The sequence below is a fragment of the Mycolicibacterium arseniciresistens genome (genome assembly GCF_030519285.1).
Classification (GTDB): Bacteria; Actinomycetota; Actinomycetes; order Mycobacteriales; family Mycobacteriaceae; genus Mycobacterium; species Mycobacterium arseniciresistens.
The window spans coordinates 1-17,566 of sequence record NZ_JAUMSQ010000058.1 but is presented as its reverse complement, the minus strand read 5'-3'; the positions used below and the strand labels follow the sequence as shown (position 1 = coordinate 17,566).

The window sequence follows — 17,566 nt, the reverse complement described above, 5'->3', positions numbered from 1 at the left end:
CGGCCGCGCGGTACCGTTGGACCATGTCCACTACACGGCGTAGGAGACCGGCGCTCATCGCGCTGGTGACCCTCGGCGCCGCCGGCTGCCTCGCCCTGGCGTGGTGGCAGTGGACCCGCTACGAGTCGGCGTCCGGTTCGTTCCAGAACCTCGGCTATGCGCTGCAGTGGCCGATGTTCGCCGGCTTCTGCTTCTACGCGTACTACAAGTTCGTCCGCTACGAGGACGCCCCACCCGAACCGACTCGCGGCGACGACGTCACCGAGATCCCCGCCGGCCTGCTTCCCGAACGGCCCGCGGCGGCCGACGCCCCCGACGACGACGATCCGACCCTGCGCGAGTACAACGCCTATCTGGCCGAACTCGCCCAGAACGACAACGAAGGCAGGACCACGCCATGACCGCGCCCGAGACACCGCAGGCCCCCACGCCCGTCGGCGTGAGCACCGAGACGATCCGCAAGGCGCTGCTCGGCTACCGCGTGCTGGCCTGGACCACCGGTATCTGGCTGATCGCGCTCTGCTACGAGATGGTGATGAAGTACGCCTTCGACAACGACTCGCTGGGCTGGATCGCCGTCGTGCACGGCTGGGTCTACTTCGTGTACCTGCTGTTCGCCGCCAACCTCGCGGTCAAGGTGCGCTGGCCGATCGGCAAGACCATCGGCGTGCTGCTGGCCGGCACCATCCCCCTGCTCGGCATCATCGTCGAGCACTTCCAGACCCGCGACATCAAGGCGCGGTTCGGGCTGTAGCCCCGGCGGGCACCGTCTCGCCGTCGTCCGCGGGGTCTGCCTTGCGGGCCGGGATCAGCAGTGCCATCACCGTCGCCAGCGCCGCCGCGCCCGCGGCCACCACCAGCGCGATCCGCAGCGCGTTCAGCGTCGGGAAGACCGCACCGCCGACCGTCACCGTCAGTCCGGCGAGGATCGCGCCGATCACGGCGCTCGAGATCGACGTGCCGAGTGCGCGGGCCAACGCGTTGATGCCGTTGGCCGCCGCGGTCTCCGACATCGGCACCGCGGCGTTGATCAACGCGGGCAGGCTCGCAAACGCCAACCCGACTCCCACGCTGACCAGCACGTTGAACATCATGACCTGCCAGGGACTCTGGATCAGCGCAAGTCCGGACAGGTACGACGCCGACACCACCGCTCCGCCGATCACCAGGGTGAACCTGGGGCCACGTACCGCCGCGATCCGGGCGGCGACGGGCGCCGACACCATCATCGCCAGGCCGCCGGGCGCCAGCCACAACCCGGTGTGCAGCATGCTCTGGCCGAGGCCGTATCCGGTCGACGCGGGCAACTCGAGCACCTGCGGCCCGATCAGCGACATGGCGAACAGGGCGAACCCCACCGCGATCGACGCCAGGTTGGTGGTCAGCACCGGCCTGCGCACCGTGGTCCGCAGATCCACGAGCGGCATCGGGGTGCGCAACTGCCACCAGCCGAACACCGTGAGCACCACCGCCGACCCGGCGAACATGCCCAGCGTCGTCACGCTCGTCCAGCCCCAGCCGCCGCCCTTGGAGATGGCGAGCAGCAGCAGCACCAGGCCGGCCGCCAATCCCACCGCGCCCGGTCCGTCGAAGCGGTCGGCCGACGCCGACGGGATGCGCGGCACCAGCGCCGCGAACAGCAGTCCGGACACGATGCCCAGCGCGGCGGCGAACCAGAACAGCGCGTGCCAGTCGAAGCTGTCGGCGATGACGGCCGACAACGGCAGCCCCAGTGCGCCACCGACGCCGAGCGAGGCGCTCATCAATCCCATGGCGGTGCCGACGCGGTGCGCGGGCACCGACGCCCGCAGCACGCTGATGCCCAGCGGGATGATGGGCATGCCGAAGCCCTGCAGGGCGCGGCCCACCACCATCAGCAGCAGCGAACTGCTCAGGGCGGCGATCAGCGAGCCGATGGTCAGCAGCACCGTGCAGATGATGAGAATCGGCTTGGGCCCGTGCATGTCACCGAGCCGGCCGAACACCGGTGTCGCGACCGCGGCCGTCAGCAGGGTGGCGGTGATCGCCCACGACGCATTCGACGCACTGGTGTTCAGCAGCGTCGGCAACTCGGGGATCAGCGGGATGACGAGCGTCTGCATCAGCGACACACTGATGCCCGCGGCCGCCAGCACCGCGACGATGATCCCGGGATGACGACGCACGCCGGGGATGCTACCCCTTAGGTCGTCTATGCAAACCCGGGCGGTGTCCGTCTCACTGCGACGGCGCGAGCTCCCCGAGCGCCTTCTCGGCCCCGCGGTTCAGCGGCACCGGACCGGTGTCACGCGCCGTCTCGACCTTGATGCCCCTCGCGGCGCCCACCGCCTGCTCCAGCTGCGACTTGCGGTCGAACAGCGTCTTGGTCAGCACGCACGCGAGGTTGGCGTCGACGTCGTCGCGCACCAGCAGCAGGTTCGGCACCACGATGGTCTTCGCATCGGCAGCGGCGCCGTAGGTCGCCGCGGGAATGACGCCCTCCTCGTACACCGGGCTGATCTCCTGCATCTTGGCCAGCTGCGGGGTGATGTCGAGGAACGTCACGGCGTCGCGCCGCGTGGTGAACAGGTCGGTGATACCCGGCGTCGGCAGACCGCCCGACCAGAACATCGCGTCGATCGAACCGTCCTTCATGCCGTCGACCGTCTTCGTCAGGTCGAGGCGCTGCGCGGCGACGTCACTCTGCGGGTTGAGCCCGGCCGACTCGATCAGCCGGTTGGCGATCACCTCGGTGCCCGAACCGGGCGAGCCCGTCGAGACGCGCTTGCCGCGCATGTCGGCGATGGACCTGATGCCCGCATCGGACCGCACTACCACCTGGGTGTAGTTCGGGTAGAGGCGCGAGATCGCCTGGATGGGTTGCTTCTCGCCGTCGAAGCCGCCCTTGCCCTCGACGGCGTCCGATGCGGTGTCGGCCAGTGAGAACGCCACCTGATACGCCCCGCCGACGAGCTGCTGGATGTTCTGCACCGAGGCGCCGGTCTCGGCGGCGGTGGCCTTCACCTTCCCGTCGGTCGCCGACGAGATCTGTTCTGCGTAGGCGTTTCCCAGCGAGAAGTACACGCCGGTGGCATTGCCGGTCGCGATCGCGATCCGGGTGTCACCGGACACCTCGCAGGTCACCTCGCCGCCGGTGTCGGCGGCCGGTTTGTCCTGGCGACCACCGCATCCGGTGATCGCCGCACCGACCATGAGCAGTCCCGCGCCCACCGCGATCGCACGTCTCATTCTCGTCTCCTCTTGTCGATGATGGCCAGCGCGACCGCCACGAGCAGGCACGCCAGTCCCGCCACGATGGTGACGGGATCGAGGAACAACAACAGCAGGGCGGATACGGCGCCGAACACCCGCGACACGCGGTTGGCCTCTCCGACGCCGAACACCCAGCCGCCGACCGCGACCGACAGCGCCGCGATCCCTGCGCACGCCGCCGCGGTCACCCACAGCACACCGATGACCGAACCGCGGCCCAGCAGATGCTCGCCCGGTTCGGTCACCACGAAGGCGATCGGCACCAGGAACGCAGGCAGGCCGTAGCGCAGCGTGTGCCACATCGTCGGGATGGCCCGCCCGCCCGTCACGGCCGACGCGCCCACCGCCGCAAGGGCCGTCGGCGGGGTGATCTCCGAGAGCACCGAGTAGTAGAAGACGAACATCGCCGCCGCGGGCGCGGGCACGTCGAGCTCGAGCAGCGCGGGCCCGATGATCACCCAGCCGATCACGAACGACGCCGTCACCGGGATCGCCAGACCGAGCACGGCCAGCGCGACCGCCGCGAAGACCGCCGTCAACGCGAGCATCAAGGTGCGGTTGTCGGTGATCGCGTCGACACCGCGCACCAGCACCGACGAGAACTGGGCGCCGAGTCCGGTCTTGGTCGTCATCGCGGTGATGACCCCGGCCGCCGCGCAGACCGCGACGACGGGCAGCACACCGCGCACGCCGGAAGCCAGCGCGTCGAACGTCCGGTGCGGCGTCAGCCGGTGCCTGCGGTCGAGGAACGACAGCGCGAACGCCAGCACCGTGGCGTACACCACGGCCCGGGTGGCGCTCACCCCGAACGCCAGCAGCACCACGATCGCGATCAGCGACGAGAAGTGATAGCCGAAGCGCAGCAGCAGTTTCCACGCCGACTGCGCTTCGAACTCGGCGGGCCGCACGCCGAACCGGCGGGCGTCCATCTCCACGGCCAGCAGGATGCCGAGGTAGTACAGCAGCGTCGGGATGGTGGCCCAGCCCAGCACCGTGAGGTAGGAAACCTCGAGGTACTCGGCGACGATGAACGCCGCCGCACCGAGCGTCGGCGGCGACAGCAGTGCTCCGACGCCGGCCGCCGCGAGCACGCCGCCGGCCCGCTCCGGGGTGTAACCGGCCTGCTTCATGATCGGCCAGGTGACGGCGCCGGTGCTGACGGCGGTCGCGGTGCCCGATCCGGAGACCGTGCCGAGCAGGAAGCCCGACGCCACGGTGGTACGCCCCGCCGCGCTGCGCGAGCGACGGAAGGCGGCCACCGAGAGGTCGACGAAGAACCGGGCCGCACCGGACCGTTCGAGCACCGCACCGTAGATGGTGAACAGCACGATGTAGGTGGCGGCCACGTCCAGCGGGGTGCCGAAGAACCCGCTGCCCGAGTTGTACAGCGCGTCGATGATCTGGTCGAAATCCAGTCCGGCGTGCGCGATGTCCCAGCCCTGCGGCAGCAGTCCGCCGTAGTACCCGTAGGCGAGGAACACCGCGCACACGATCGGCAACGCCCACCCCGTGGTGCGGCGGCAGGCCTCGAGGATGAGCACCAGCAGCAGCGCGCCCATCACCACATCGGTGGGTTCCAGCAGACCCTGCCGGTCCAGGAACGCGTTGTACCCGCCGCCGCCCGAGCCCAGCGCCATCGGCAGCACCGGGTACAGGCACACGAGCAGGGTGATGAAGGCCAGCACCCAGTCGAGGACACCGGGCCGGTCCTCGGGGTCGATGCGCGGCAGTCCGGACCGGTAGACCAGATACACCAGCGGCAGGGTGCCTGCCAGGAAGATGATCAGGTAGTACTGGCTGCCCTGCGGCAGCGGCCGGAACACCTGCCAGATCGTCAGGATCGCCACCGCGAACGCGATCACCGCGACGGCGCGGTCCACCCAGCCGCTGAGCTGACGACCTGGGCGCTCCTGGTCGTCGGTCTGCGGGATGTCGGTGAGAGCCGCCGACGGCGGTGGGGTCGACGGCGCCGTGGCAACCGACGTCGAGGGGCCGGGCTCTTGCGGCGTTGACCTCTCCATCGAGAGAGACGTTATGCCGCAACGCCTGCGTTCGTGGCTGATTGCGGTGAGTCGGTGCGATTGCCCGGAGCTCAGCCGCCGGTGAGCGCCCGCAGCGCCGGGATCAGCTGCGCCAGAGCGCGGCCGCGGTGTGACGCCGCGTCCTTCTCGGCGGGGCTGAGTTCGGCTGCGGTGCGGTCGTTTCCGTCCGGCAGGAACACCGGGTCGTAGCCGAATCCGCCGTCACCGCGCGGCGCCCCGACGATGCGCCCCCGCCACTCACCGCGTGCGACGGTGGTGTGCTCCGGCTCCGGTCCGGTGACCAGCGCGCACGCCGACACGAATGCCGCGCCGCGCCGCTCGTCGGGCACGTCGCGCATCTGGGCCAGCAGCAGCGCGGTGTTCTGAGCGTCCTCGCCATGGGTGCCGCACCAGCGCGCCGACAACACCCCCGGCATGCCGTTCAGCGCGTCCACCGCCAGGCCGGAATCGTCGGCGACCGCAGGCAGTCCGCTGGCGCGCCATGCATCGCGCGCCTTGGCGACGGCGTTCTCCTCGAACGTGGCGCCGGTCTCGGGCGCCTCCTCGAAGGGCGCCACGTCGTCGAGCGAGCGCAGCTCCAGCCCCGACACCCCGGCGGTGTCGAGGACGCGGCGCAGTTCGGCCAGCTTCTTGCGGTTGCGCGTTGCGACCAGGACGTCGACCACGACCGTCAGCTGCCGAACGCCTTCTTCGGCGGCGAGGACGGCTCCGGCAGCACGCCCGGGTAGGGCAACTCGAGCGCCTCGCGCTGCACGACGAACAACTGGTCGCAGGCGGCGAGCGCGACGTCGAGCAGCTTGTCCAGTGTCGAGCGCGGGAAGGTCGCGCCCTCCCCTGTGCCCTGCACCTCGACCAGCGTGCCGGTGTCGGTGGCGACCACGTTCATGTCCACCTCGGCGCGCGAGTCCTCCGTGTAGGGCAGGTCGACGCGCACCCGGCCGTCGACGACGCCGACGCTGACCGCGGCGATCGCGCAGGACAGCGGGCGCGGGTCGGAGAGCTTGTCGGCGGCCGCGAGGTAGGTCACCGCGTCGGCGAGGGCGACGTAGGCGCCGGTGATCGCCGCTGTGCGGGTGCCGCCGTCGGCCTGCAGCACATCGCAATCGATGGCAATGGTGTTCTCGCCAAGGGCATTGAGGTCGATGCAGGCCCGCAGCGAGCGGCCGATGAGCCTGCTGATCTCCTGCGTGCGTCCGCCCACCCGGCCCTTGACCGACTCGCGGTCCGAGCGGTCATGCGTGGCGGCGGGCAGCATCGCGTACTCGGCGGTGAGCCAGCCCTGGCCGGAGCCCTTGCGCCACCGCGGAACGCCCTCGGTGACGCTGGCGGTGCACATGACCCGGGTCTGGCCGAACTCCACCAGCACCGAGCCCGCCGGATGGGTGGTGAAACCGCGGGTGATCACGACGGGCCGCAGTTCGTCGTCGAGGCGGCCGTCTTCTCGTCTGGACACGCGCCAACCCTAACCGGTGAGCCGGGTGATTCAGCGGCGCGGGACGTCGAACGTCTCGCCGCAGACCACTGCGTGCACCGGGCCGTCGAATTCGGCCTTGGCTTCGCTGATCACGTCCTCGCGGGAGGTCCACGGCGGGATGTGGGTGAGCAGCAGTTCCGACACCCCGGCCGCGGCCGCCATCTGGCCGGCCTCGGTTCCGGACAGGTGCAGTTTCGGCGGCCGGTCCGGCGAATGCGTCCAGGACGCCTCGCACAGGAACACGTCGGCGCCGCGGGCCAGCTCCACCAGCGCATCGCAGACGCCGGTGTCCCCGCTGTAGACGAACGAGGCGCCGGACGGATCGGTGAACCGCATGCCATAGGACTCCGTCGGGTGGCACACCAGCCGGGGCAGCACGTTCAGGGATCCGATGTTCACGGCCTCGCCGTCGACCCACGGCCGGACGTCGAAGATGTCGGAGAAGTCGTCGATCTCGCCGCCCTCGGGAGACGACGCGGCGCCGAGCCGGGCCCAGGTGTTGGCCGGGCCGTACATCACCCCGCGGGCGGGCGCGGGTGTGGGGCCGTAGCGGCGCCACACGAACAGCCCCGGGAGGTCGAGACAGTGGTCGGCGTGCAGGTGCGACAGCAACACCTGGACGTCGTTGGGATCGGCGTATCGCTGCAGCGCGCCGAGCACGCCGCCGCCGAAGTCGATCACCAGTGGCGGGGTGTCGGGCGCGGTGAGGAGATATCCGGACGCCGGCGAATCAGGCCCGGTAACGCTACCGGAGCAACCGAGCACGGTGATTCGCACGCCCACTAGCTTGCCATGCCCGATACCTCGAGGACGAAAACATCACCGCTTTGCATCCGGCCGAAAGTCATACGTCACATCCTCGCGTCGGCGTGACGGCGAACCGGCCGCACACCGTCCAGACCGGGACCCAGGAAACGGGCCGCAAGGGTGGTGAACGCCTCGGGATCTCCGGTCGCCTCGAAGCTGCGCATCGGCGGTTCGGCGACGGGGTCATCGGGGTGCGGGCGCAGCAGATCCCGCTCGGTGAGCACGCGCAGCAGGTCCTTGGCGGTCTCCTCGGCGCTGGACACCAGGGTCACCTCGTCGCCCATCGCGAGCTGGATGAGCCCCGACAGCATCGGGTAGTGCGTGCAGCCCAGCACCAGGGTGTCCACCCCGGCGCGCTGCAGCGGCTCGAGGTAGCCCTCGGCCAGGCCGAGCACCTGACGCCCGCTGGTCACCCCGCGCTCGACGAAGTCGACGAACCGGGGGCACGCGACGGCGGTGACGACGGTGTCGCGGGCGGCGGCGAACGCGTCCTGGTATGCGCCCGATGCGACGGTCGCCGCGGTGCCGATCACCCCGATGCGGCCGTTGCGGGTGGTGGCCGCCGCACGCCGCACCGCGGGCCGGATCACCTCGACGACGGGCACCGGTGCGTAGCGTTCGCGGGCGTCGGCCAGGCACGCCGACGAGGCGGTGTTGCAGGCGATCACCAGGGCCTTGACGCCGCGGGCGACGAGGTCGTCGCCGATGGCGAGCGCATGGGCCCGGATCTCGGGGACGGTCAGCGGGCCGTAGGGACCGTTGCCGGTGTCGCCGACGTACACGATGTTCTCGTCGGGCAACTGGTCGATGATCGCCCGCGCAACGGTGAGGCCGCCGACGCCGGAGTCGAAGATGCCGACGGGAGCGCTGACATCCGTCACGACGTCAGGTACGGGTTCGCCGGGGTCTTGCGGCGCTCGCGCGCGGCGCGTTCCGGCTTCGACAGCAGATAGGCCGCGACGACGCCTGCCACCGCGCCGCAGAGGTGGCCCTGCCACGAGACTCCCGGGGTGCCGGGCAGCACACCCAGCAGCACGCCGCCGTAGACGAACAGCACGATGACGCCGACCACGATCTCCCACACCTTGCGGGTGAAGAAACCGAACACGATCAGGAACGCCAGCCAGCCGAAGATCAGGCCCGACGCGCCGATGTGATTGGTCTCGCAGCGCACGCCGACGTACGGGCAGTGCGCGCCGATGTTGCCGATCAGCCAGGTGCCGAGACCGCCGAGGATCCACACGATCGCGGTGGCGTAGATGAAACGCGAGAGCCCGGCGAGCGTCATCAGGAAACCGAGCACGAGCGCAGGCACGGTGTTGGCGATCAGGTGGTCCCAGTTGGAGTGCAGCATCGGGGCGAACACGATGCCCCAGAGCCCGTCGGACTCCAGTGGTCGGATCCCGTTGTCGTCAAGGCGGTGCCCGGTGATGTTGTCCCAGATCTCGATGACGTAGAGCAGCGCCACGAAGCTGAGCACGGTGAGGCCGCCGACGAGCCATGCCGGCCGCTTCTTCGACTTCGGCGGTTGCCCGGCGGCGTATCCACTGCCGCCGCCGTACCCGCTCATGCCCATAGCTGCCCTTCCAGCGCGTCCTCGGCGTCATCCAGGCTACCGGCGTATGCGCCGGTCGACAGGTACTTCCACCCGGCGTCGCACACCACGAACGCGATGTCGGCGCGCTGTCCGGCGGCCACCGCCTTGGCCGCCACCCCCAGCGCGGCGTGCAGGATCGCGCCGGTGGAGATGCCGGCGAAGATGCCCTCGATCTGCACCAGCTCGCGGGTGCGCCGGATCGCGTCGAACGACCCGACGGAGAATCGGCTGGTGAGCACGTCGGGGTCGTAGAGCTCCGGAATGAAGCCCTCGTCGATGTTGCGCAGCGCGTACACGCCCTCGCCGTACCGCGGTTCGGCGGCCACGATCGCGATGTCGGGTACCTGCTCGCGTAGGTAGCGGCCGGTGCCCATGAGTGTGCCGGTGGTGCCGAGGCCCGCGACGAAGTGCGTGATCTCGGGCAGGTCCGCCAACAGTTCAGGGCCGGTGCCCTCGTAGTGCGCGGCCGAGTTGGCCGGATTGCCGTACTGGTAGAGCATCACCCATTCCGGGTTCTGCGCGGCCAGCTCCTTGGCGTGCGCGACGGCGGTGTTCGAGCCGCCCTCGGCCGGCGAGTCGATGATCCGGGCGCCGTACAGCTCGAGCAGCTGCCTGCGCTCGATCGAGGTGTTCTCCGGCATCACGCAGATCATCCGGTAGCCCTTGAGCAGCGCGGCCATCGCCAGCGAGATGCCGGTGTTGCCGCTGGTGGGTTCCAGGATGGTGGCGCCAGGGGCGAGCAGGCCGTCGCGTTCGGCCTGCTCGATCATCCGCAGGGCGGGGCGGTCCTTGATCGAGCCGGTGGGGTTGCGGTCCTCGAGCTTGGCCCACAGCCGCACGTGCGGGGCCTCGCCCTCGTCGTGCCACCGCGGCGAGAGCCGCTGCAGACCGACCAGGGGCGTGTTGCCGAGCGCCTCCAGCGGCGAGTCGTATCTCACCCGCCGGCCACCGCGGGGAGGATGGTGACCGAGTCGCCGTCGGCGACCGCGGTGTCGAGCCCGCCGGAGAACCGCACGTCCTCGTCATTGACGTAGATGTTGACGAAGCGGTGCAGCTTGCCCGGCTTGTCGGGGTCGATGAGCCGGTCGGAGATGCCCGAGTAATTCGCCTCGAGGTCGCTGATCACTGCGGCCAGCGTGGCGCCGGACGCGGTGACGCGCTTCTCGCCGCCGGTGTGCGTGCGCAGGATGGTGGGAATCGAGACGGTGATGCTCATGGTGGTCCTCTTTCGGAGCTGGTGGGCGGGCTGGTGTCAGTAGGCGGTGTCAGTAAGCCGTGACGACGGTGACGGGTTCCTCGGTGACGACACCGTCCACGATGCGGTAGCTGCGCAGCTCGTGGTCGTCGGGGTCGCGGGTGGACACCAGGACGTAGTGGGCGTCGGGTTCGGACGCATACGAGATGTCGGTGCGGCTCGGGTAGGCCTCCGTGGCGGTGTGCGAGTGGTAGATGACGACCGGCACCTCGTCGGCGTCGTCCATCGCCCGCCACACCCGCAGCTGCTCCTGGGAGTCGAACCGGTAGAAGGTCGGCGACCGTTCGGCGTTGAGCATCGCCACGAACCGTTCCGGACGGTCCGAGCCCTCGGGGCCCGCGATGATGCCGCAGGCCTCGTCGGGGTGGTCGGCACGGGCGTGCGCGACCATGGCGTCGACCAGGTCGGCGCGAATCGTCAGCACGGGTACCTCCTCGTCGCACTCGTCGCACGCCTGCTCATCCGAACGCTCCGGGCAACAGGCTCCGGTATGTCGGTATTCCGGCCACCGGTTCGGCGGCCAGCACGCCGACCAGCACCGCCCGGGCCAGGCAGTCGGCCGCGGCGGCCCCGACGCTGGTGATCAACGCCATCTCGGGCGTCATCGACGCCGGGGTGTCCGGCGGCGGGGCGACCTCGATCGCGCCGGTGGCCAATGCGAACACGGTATCGCCGTCGTGCGGGGTGTGGGACGGGCGCAGGGTGCGGGCCAGCCCGTCGTGGGCGGCGAGGGCGACGCGGCGGCAACCGGCCGGGCTGAGCGCGGCGTCGGTGGCCACCACCGCGATGGTGGTGTTGAGCGGGCTGTGCTCGGCGTGCCGGTCGAGATACGCGGCGATCTCCTCGGCCGGCGGTCTGCGCAGCCCGAACTCCTCGGTGAGGTACGCCGTCCACGGCAGCCCGGTGGCGGTGTCGACGGCGTCGCCCGCCGCGTTCACCACGACGAGCGCGCCGACGGTGACCCCGGAGTCCAGCATCGTCGACGCGGTGCCCACGCCTCCTTTCAGCACACCCACGCGGGCGCCGACGCCGGCGCCGACGGTGCCGAGGGCCACCTCGGTGCCCGCTGCGGCCGCGGCGTTGTAGCCGAAGTCGGCGGTCGGCCTGCAGCCCCAGCCGCCGACCGGAAGATCGAAGATGACCGCGCCGGGCACGATCGGCACCACGCCGCCGTCGAGTGCCACCCCGCGGCCCTGCTGCTCGAGCCACGTCATCACACCGTCGGCGGCGGCGAGGCCGAACGCGCTGCCGCCGGTGAGCACCACCGCGTCGACGTGGCGGACCGAGTTCATCGGGTCCAGCAGATCGGTCTCGCGGGTGCCGGGTGCGCCGCCCCTGCCGTCGACCCCGCCGACGGTGCCGGGCGGAGTGAGCACGACGGTGGTGCCGGTGGCCCAGCCGGAGCCCAGCGTGGCGTCGTCGTCGAGGCGGTGATGCTGCCCGACCAGGATCCCGCCGACGTCGGTGATGGAACCGCTCATCTGGCCTTGCCCATCAGCGCCAGCACCAGGTACTCCTGCAGCACCGTGAGCCACTGGTACACGTCGAGGTGGCCGGCCATCGGATGGTCCGGCGGCAGCTCGTCGGGCCCGCCGTCGCCGATGTCGAGCATGGTGCCCAGCGCAAGCCGCACGTCGTTGACGGCGGCGACCCAGGACTCGGCGTCGTCCTCGGACAGCTCGAACTTGCCGCCACCGCCCGGTAGCGTGTCCAGCAGACGTTGTCCCGCTTGCCTTTTCGCGTCCAGAATGGTCGGCTCGTGCAGGCTGCGCAGCGCACTGTTGAGACTCTCGGCCGTGCCGGACCCGGCCGGATGGTCGTTGTGCGGCTTGAAGAAGTCGGGCAGCAGCCGCTTCATCGTCTCATCCTGCGGCGGCTGGGAATTGCCGGTGCGCATACCGGTGATCGCCTCGAGTTCGTCTGCCGGCGACGAGGATTCACGTTCCTCGAGCATGCCCAACAGGGATGTCACCAGGTTCTGCAGCAGCGCCGCCTCGTGCTCGGCGAGCGCCGACCGGAACCGCGGGCCGCCTGCACCGTCGATCCGTTTCCATTTGCGCACCGCGGATCAGCGGTCCTGCTGCATCGTGGCCCACAGCCCCGCGGCGTGGAGTTTGGACACGTCGACCTCCATCGACTCGCGGCTGCCTGCCGACACCACCGCCTTGCCCTCGTTGTGCACCTGCAGCATCAACTTGGTGGCGTGCGGCTCGCTGTAGCCGAACAGCTTCTGCAGGACGTAGGTCACGTAGGTCATCAGGTTGACCGGGTCGTCCCACACGATGGTCACCCACGGGGTGTCGGTGGCCGATGCGGTCGCGACATCGCGTTCCTCGCGGGTTCCCGGTCGGGCCTTCGCCGGCGTCACCATGCCCGCAAGGATACCGATGTGGTGGATCCGCTCCGCCGACCACTACCGTGGCAGCTGTGACGGCCGCGCTGCTGACCGACAAGTACGAGCTGACCATGCTGGCCGCCGCGCTGCGTGACGGCACCGCACACCGGCGCACCACGTTCGAGGTCTTCGCGCGGCGGCTGCCGGAGGGCCGTCGCTACGGGGTGGTCGCCGGCACCGCGCGATTCCTGGAACTGCTGTCGCAGTTCACTTTCGACGCCGCCGCGCTGGAGTCGGTGTCGGGTTTCCTGGACGACGACACCCTGTCCTACCTGTCGTCGTACCGCTTCGGCGGCGACGTCGAGGGCTACGCCGAGGGCGAGCTGTACTTCCCCGGCTCCCCCGTGCTGTCGGTGCACGGCACCTTCGCCGAGTGCGTGATCCTCGAGACGCTGGCGCTGTCGGTGTTCAACCACGACAGCGCCATCGCCTCGGCCGCCGCCCGGATGGTCAGTGCCGCCGAAGGGCGCCCGCTCATCGAGATGGGCTCGCGGCGCACCCATGAGCAGGCGGCCGTCGCCGCGGCCCGCGCCGCATACCTCGCCGGTTTCAGTGGCACATCGAACCTCGAGGCGCAGCGCCGCTACGGCGTGCCCGCCCTCGGCACCAGCGCACACGCCTTCACCCTGCTGCACACCACCGCGGACGGGCCCGACGAGGCCGCCGCCTTCCGGGCCCAGGTCGAGGCGCTCGGGGTGGGCACCACGCTGCTGGTCGACACCTACGACATCACCGCCGGGGTGGCCACCGCCGTCGAGGTGGCCGGCCCGGCGCTGGGCGCGGTGCGTATCGACTCCGGCGAGCTCGGCGTCCTGGTCCGCCAGGTCCGCGAGCAGCTCGACGGCCTCGGCGCGACCGGCACGCAGATCGTGGTCTCCAGCGACCTCGACGAGTTCGCCATCGCCGCGCTGCGCGCCGAGCCGGTCGACAGCTACGGCGTCGGCACGTCGGTGGTGACCGGATCGGGCGCGCCGACGGCCGGAATGGTCTACAAGCTCGTCGAGGTCGACGGTCTGCCCGTGGCGAAACGCAGCAGCCACAAGGAGTCCCACGGTGGACACAAGAAAGGGCTGCGGCTCGCCAAGCCGTCGGGCACCATCGTCGAGGAGGTGGTGCACCCGGCGGGCCGGCCGCCCACCGACTCCGCAGGCCTCGAGTCGAGCCCGCTGTCCGTCGACCTGGTGCGCGCCGGTGAACCGGTCGGCGACCCCGGGCTGGACGCGGCGCGCCGACTGGTGGCCGCCGGCCTGGGCAGCCTGCCGTGGGACGGGCTGAAGCTCTCCAGGGGCGAGCCCGCGATCCCGACCCGGATGGCATAGGAGGAGTCACGGGCGCCAACGCACACGCCACCGGCGCGCGAGCCGTCGACGACGTCACGGCTCTGCTGGACGCCGCGGTGGCCGCCGTGGGTGGGGCGCGCCGCGACGGGCAGGTCGAGATGGCGCAGGCGGTGGCGCGGGCCTTCGACACCGGGGAGCATCTGGCCGTGCAGGCCGGCACCGGCACCGGCAAGTCGCTGGCCTACCTGGTTCCGGCGATCGCCCGCGCGGTGGCGGCCGAGGAGCCGGTGGTCGTGTCGACGGCGACGATCGCACTGCAGCGCCAGCTGGTGGACCGCGACCTGCCGCGGCTGGCGGACGCACTGGCGGGCGCGCTGCCTCGCCGGCCGACCTTCGCACTTCTCAAGGGGCGCGGGAATTATCTGTGCCTCAACAAGATCCACAACGGCTCGACCGGGTCGACCGAATCCGAGGACCGGCCGCAGGACGAGCTGTTCGACGCCGTCGCCGCCACCGCGCTGGGCCGCGACGTCCAGCGGCTCACCGCATGGTCGTCGGACACCGAGACCGGCGACCGGGACGAGCTGAAACCCGGTGTGCCGGATCGCTCCTGGAGTCAGGTCAGCGTCTCGGCGCGCGAATGCATCGGGGTGGCGCGGTGCCCCTTCGGCACCGACTGCTTCGCCGAGCGGGCCCGCGACAAGGCCGGACACTCCGACGTGGTGGTCACCAACCACGCACTGCTGGCGATCGACGCCATCTCCGATGCGGCGGTGCTGCCCGAACACCGGTTCCTGATCGTCGACGAGGCGCACGACCTGGTGGACCGAGTGACGTCGGTGGCGACCGCGGAGCTGTCGGCGACGTCGCTCGGCATCGCCCACCGGCGGGCCGCGCGGCTGATCGACGCCGAACTCGCGCAACGCCTCGAAGCCGCGACCGCGACGTTCGCCTCGCTCATCCACGACACCTCGCCCGGTCGGATGGACCGGCTCGACGATGAGCTGGCCACCCACCTCACCGCGCTGCGCGACGCCGCCCACCGCGCCCGCTCGGCGATCGACACCTCCCCCGCCGACCCGAAGGCGGCCGCGGCGCGGTCGGAGGCCGTCACCGCGCTGACCGATCTCGGCGACACCGCCTCACGCGTCCTCGACTCGTTCGGCCCGGCGATCCCCGAGCGCACCGACGTGGTCTGGCTCGATCACGAGGACAACCGCGGCACCGTGCGGGCGGTGCTGCGGGTGGCGCCACTGTCGGTCGCCGGGCTGCTGCGCGCCAGGCTGTTCGGGCATTCGACCGCCGTCCTGACGTCGGCCACGCTCACCGTCGGCGGCAACTTCGAGGCGATGGCAGGCGCGTGGGGCCTGGCGGGCGGCGACGAGGAGTCCGAAGCGTCCGCCTCCCCCGAGTCGCTGCGCTCCAGCCCACCGGCCTGGCGCGGTATCGACGTCGGATCGCCGTTCCAGCACGCGAAGTCCGGGATCCTCTACGTGGCAGCGCATCTGCCCGCGCCCGGCCGCGACGGGACCGGCTCCGCCGAACAGCTCGACGAGATCGCAGGACTGATCACCGCGGCCGGTGGGCGCACTCTCGGACTCTTCTCGTCGATGCGTGCGGCCCGCGCCGCGGCAGGGATCATGCGCGACCGGCTCGACACACCCGTGCTGTGCCAGGGCGAGGACACCACGTCGGCGCTCGTCGAGCGCTTCGCCGCAGACGAGGCCACGTCGCTGTTCGGCACGCTGTCACTGTGGCAGGGCGTCGACGTGCCAGGGCCGTCGCTGTCACTGGTGCTCATCGACCGCATCCCGTTCCCGCGGCCCGACGACCCCTTGCTCACCGCGCGCCAGCGGGCCGTCACCGCCCACGGCGGCAACGGTTTCATGGCCGTGTCGGCCAGTCATGCCGCGCTGCTGCTGGCCCAGGGCGCGGGCCGGCTGTTGCGCGGCACCCAGGACCGCGGTGTGGTGGCGGTGCTGGACTCGCGGATGGCGACGGCGCGCTACAGCAGCTACCTGCGGGCGTCGCTGCCGCCGTTCTGGGCGACCACCGACAGCGCACGGGTGCGCGGTGCGCTGGAACGGTTGCGGGATCAGGCGTAGCCGACCCAGCCGCGGAAGGTGAACGCCGAGTAGAACTGCACGACGTCGGTGAATCCGGCGTCGCGCAGGACGGCTTCGTCCTGCTCGGGCGTCAGTATCGGAACGTCGGAATCGACCGTGGCGCGGGCGCGTTCGGTGATCTCCCTGCTGATCCCCGAATCGTGTGCGTATTCGGCGTAGCGGGACAACCACATGCCGCGTTCGGCGGCGTCGCGCTGCGGCAGGCTCATGTGGGCCACCACGAAGGGCGCCCCGGGGGCCAACCGACGGCGCACCTCCGCCGCGGTGCGGCGCCGCTCGTCGAGGCCCAGGAAGTGCAGTGTCAGGAAGCTCGTCGCGGCGTCGAAGGGCCCGGCCGGTGCGTCGTCGATGTAGCCCTCGTGCAGCCGGGCGCGAGACGTCAACGGGCCCAGGGTCTTCGCGGCGAGGTCGAGCATGGGCCGCGCCGGGTCGACGCCGTCGAACGACCAGCCGGGCCGCGCCTCGGCCAGCGCCTTGATCTCAAGGCCGCCGCCGGCCCCGAGCACGAGCACCCGCGCCTGCTCGGGGGCCCGTTCGGCGATGAGGATCGCCGCAAGACGGTGGATCTCGCGGTACCCCGGCACGAATTTCGGCGGGTTGTCGGCGTAATCGTCGGCGAACTGCAACTGGTGGAACACGCTCGTGTTGTCGCTCATCCCGCCAGTGTCGGCACCGAACCGCCCACCCAGCAAGAAGAGTTGCCGTTCAGGCAAACGCCGTCAGACCTTCTTGGTGGTGCCGTACCAGGCGAGCACCGCGTCGGACTGATCGGTCGACCGGGTCAGGAACGCGTAGGAACGGATGAACGACTCGCCGACGCAGCCGTCGATCTTCACCCGGAAGTTGCTGATCATCACCCACGGATCGGCGCCGGTGAACTCCTTCTTGGTGACCGGGACGATGTTGATGATGCCGGGTTTGAGACCGACGGTGACACCGCCGCCGAGGTTGCCGCCCAGCCCCGGGACGATGCCGTCCGGGATCGGCGAGATGAGGTCGGTGCCGATCACGCCGATCGACGGGTTGATGCCCGCCGTCGCGGTCAGCGAGACACCGTTGGAGGTGCTCATGTCGATGCCGCAACCGATCTCGTAGCCGACCTCGAGGGTGCCGTGCGGCGGCTCGCCGTCGTCGGGTCCGGACAACTCGCCGTCGTAGGTGCCGCCCACGACGTACTCGCGCGAGGACAGCGCCGTGGTGAGCGGCGGGATGATCGCCTGCGTCTCGTCGCGCGCCGACAGTGTCAGCACCCAGTCGTCGGGCGTGGTGACGGTGGCAGGCGGCGTCGACTCCACCCGGCCCGGGTCGGGAGGCGGCGCGCCCTCGGGCGGCGGTGCG

At 70.8% G+C, this 17,566-nt stretch carries 20 protein-coding genes; 4 read left to right on the top strand and 16 right to left on the bottom strand.

The features are described 5' to 3' along the window. Positions 1–23: 23 nt before the first annotated feature. Positions 24–401, top strand: a complete 378-nt coding sequence (locus Q2100_RS10775) for a hypothetical protein (protein ID WP_302914047.1) — start codon at positions 24–26, stop codon at positions 399–401. Continuing rightward, positions 398–754, top strand: coding sequence for a DUF3817 domain-containing protein (locus tag Q2100_RS10770; RefSeq protein WP_302914046.1), 357 nt, complete (start codon positions 398–400; stop codon positions 752–754). Before Q2100_RS10775 ends, Q2100_RS10770 begins: the two co-directional genes overlap by 4 nt. Here the strand turns inward: Q2100_RS10770 and Q2100_RS10765 are convergent. The 14 genes from Q2100_RS10765 to clpS all read right to left on the bottom strand — a co-directional run bounded on the left by Q2100_RS10765 (position 732) and on the right by clpS (position 12,798). Then, positions 732–2,165 carry an MFS transporter gene (locus tag Q2100_RS10765; RefSeq protein WP_302914045.1) on the bottom strand — a complete coding sequence of 478 codons (1,434 nt, stop codon included), beginning with the start codon at positions 2,163–2,165 and terminating at the stop codon, positions 732–734. The two genes, Q2100_RS10770 and Q2100_RS10765, sit on opposite strands and share 23 nt — an antisense overlap. 52 nt (positions 2,166–2,217) lie before the next feature. Next, positions 2,218–3,228, bottom strand: coding sequence for a TAXI family TRAP transporter solute-binding subunit (locus Q2100_RS10760; RefSeq protein ID WP_302914044.1), 1,011 nt, complete (start codon positions 3,226–3,228; stop codon positions 2,218–2,220). Continuing rightward, the gene (locus Q2100_RS10755) at positions 3,225–5,273 is read right to left on the bottom strand and encodes a TRAP transporter permease (protein WP_302914043.1); all 2,049 of its coding nucleotides are present in this window, start codon (positions 5,271–5,273) and stop codon (positions 3,225–3,227) included. Before Q2100_RS10755 ends, Q2100_RS10760 begins: the two co-directional genes overlap by 4 nt. Positions 5,274–5,344: 71 nt before the next feature. Then, complete coding sequence (gene rdgB / locus Q2100_RS10750; protein WP_302914042.1) at positions 5,345–5,959, bottom strand: RdgB/HAM1 family non-canonical purine NTP pyrophosphatase; 615 nt, start codon at positions 5,957–5,959, stop codon at positions 5,345–5,347. A 5-nt stretch (positions 5,960–5,964) separates the two neighbouring features. Next, positions 5,965–6,747, bottom strand: a complete 783-nt coding sequence (gene rph / locus Q2100_RS10745; RefSeq protein ID WP_264013336.1) for a ribonuclease PH — start codon at positions 6,745–6,747, stop codon at positions 5,965–5,967. Between the two features lie 30 nt (positions 6,748–6,777). Continuing rightward, positions 6,778–7,551, bottom strand: coding sequence for a cyclic nucleotide-degrading phosphodiesterase (locus tag Q2100_RS10740; protein WP_264013337.1), 774 nt, complete (start codon positions 7,549–7,551; stop codon positions 6,778–6,780). 68 nt (positions 7,552–7,619) lie between these two features. After that, complete coding sequence (murI, locus tag Q2100_RS10735) at positions 7,620–8,456, bottom strand: glutamate racemase (RefSeq protein WP_302914041.1); 837 nt, start codon at positions 8,454–8,456, stop codon at positions 7,620–7,622. Then, positions 8,453–9,151, bottom strand: coding sequence for a rhomboid family intramembrane serine protease (locus tag Q2100_RS10730; protein ID WP_302914040.1), 699 nt, complete (start codon positions 9,149–9,151; stop codon positions 8,453–8,455). The genes murI and Q2100_RS10730 overlap by 4 nt, the downstream gene beginning before the upstream one ends. After that, positions 9,142–10,110, bottom strand: coding sequence for a cysteine synthase (locus tag Q2100_RS10725; RefSeq protein ID WP_264013340.1), 969 nt, complete (start codon positions 10,108–10,110; stop codon positions 9,142–9,144). The genes Q2100_RS10730 and Q2100_RS10725 overlap by 10 nt, the downstream gene beginning before the upstream one ends. After that, complete coding sequence (locus Q2100_RS10720; RefSeq protein WP_302914039.1) at positions 10,107–10,388, bottom strand: MoaD/ThiS family protein; 282 nt, start codon at positions 10,386–10,388, stop codon at positions 10,107–10,109. The genes Q2100_RS10725 and Q2100_RS10720 overlap by 4 nt, the downstream gene beginning before the upstream one ends. Before the next feature lie 49 nt (positions 10,389–10,437). Beyond that, entirely contained in the window at positions 10,438–10,851 is a 414-nt protein-coding gene (locus Q2100_RS10715; RefSeq protein ID WP_302914038.1) for a M67 family metallopeptidase, read from the bottom strand. Positions 10,852–10,885: 34 nt separating this feature from the next. Further along, the gene (locus tag Q2100_RS10710; RefSeq protein WP_302914037.1) at positions 10,886–11,908 is read right to left on the bottom strand and encodes a P1 family peptidase; all 1,023 of its coding nucleotides are present in this window, start codon (positions 11,906–11,908) and stop codon (positions 10,886–10,888) included. Then, complete coding sequence (gene aosR / locus Q2100_RS10705; RefSeq protein ID WP_302914036.1) at positions 11,905–12,489, bottom strand: oxidative stress transcriptional regulator AosR; 585 nt, start codon at positions 12,487–12,489, stop codon at positions 11,905–11,907. The genes Q2100_RS10710 and aosR overlap by 4 nt, the downstream gene beginning before the upstream one ends. Positions 12,490–12,495: 6 nt before the next feature. Next, positions 12,496–12,798: an ATP-dependent Clp protease adapter ClpS gene (gene clpS, locus Q2100_RS10700; RefSeq protein ID WP_264013345.1), complete on the bottom strand. Its 303-nt coding sequence runs from the start codon at positions 12,796–12,798 to the stop codon at positions 12,496–12,498. A 56-nt stretch (positions 12,799–12,854) separates the two neighbouring features. On the opposite strand from clpS, the gene Q2100_RS10695 reads away from it, so the two are divergent. Together Q2100_RS10695 and Q2100_RS10690 are read left to right on the top strand one after the other, a co-directional pair. Then, positions 12,855–14,141, top strand: a complete 1,287-nt coding sequence (locus Q2100_RS10695; protein ID WP_302914035.1) for a nicotinate phosphoribosyltransferase — start codon at positions 12,855–12,857, stop codon at positions 14,139–14,141. Next, the gene (locus Q2100_RS10690) at positions 14,138–16,207 is read left to right on the top strand and encodes an ATP-dependent DNA helicase (protein ID WP_407667610.1); all 2,070 of its coding nucleotides are present in this window, start codon (positions 14,138–14,140) and stop codon (positions 16,205–16,207) included. The genes Q2100_RS10695 and Q2100_RS10690 overlap by 4 nt, the downstream gene beginning before the upstream one ends. Here the strand turns inward: Q2100_RS10690 and Q2100_RS10685 are convergent. Together Q2100_RS10685 and Q2100_RS10680 are read right to left on the bottom strand one after the other, a co-directional pair. After that, entirely contained in the window at positions 16,198–16,884 is a 687-nt protein-coding gene (locus Q2100_RS10685; protein WP_302914034.1) for a class I SAM-dependent methyltransferase, read from the bottom strand. The two genes, Q2100_RS10690 and Q2100_RS10685, sit on opposite strands and share 10 nt — an antisense overlap. Positions 16,885–16,947: 63 nt before the next feature. After that, positions 16,948–17,566: MspA family porin (locus Q2100_RS10680; protein WP_302914033.1), on the bottom strand; the 619-nt coding region annotated here is incomplete at its 5' end.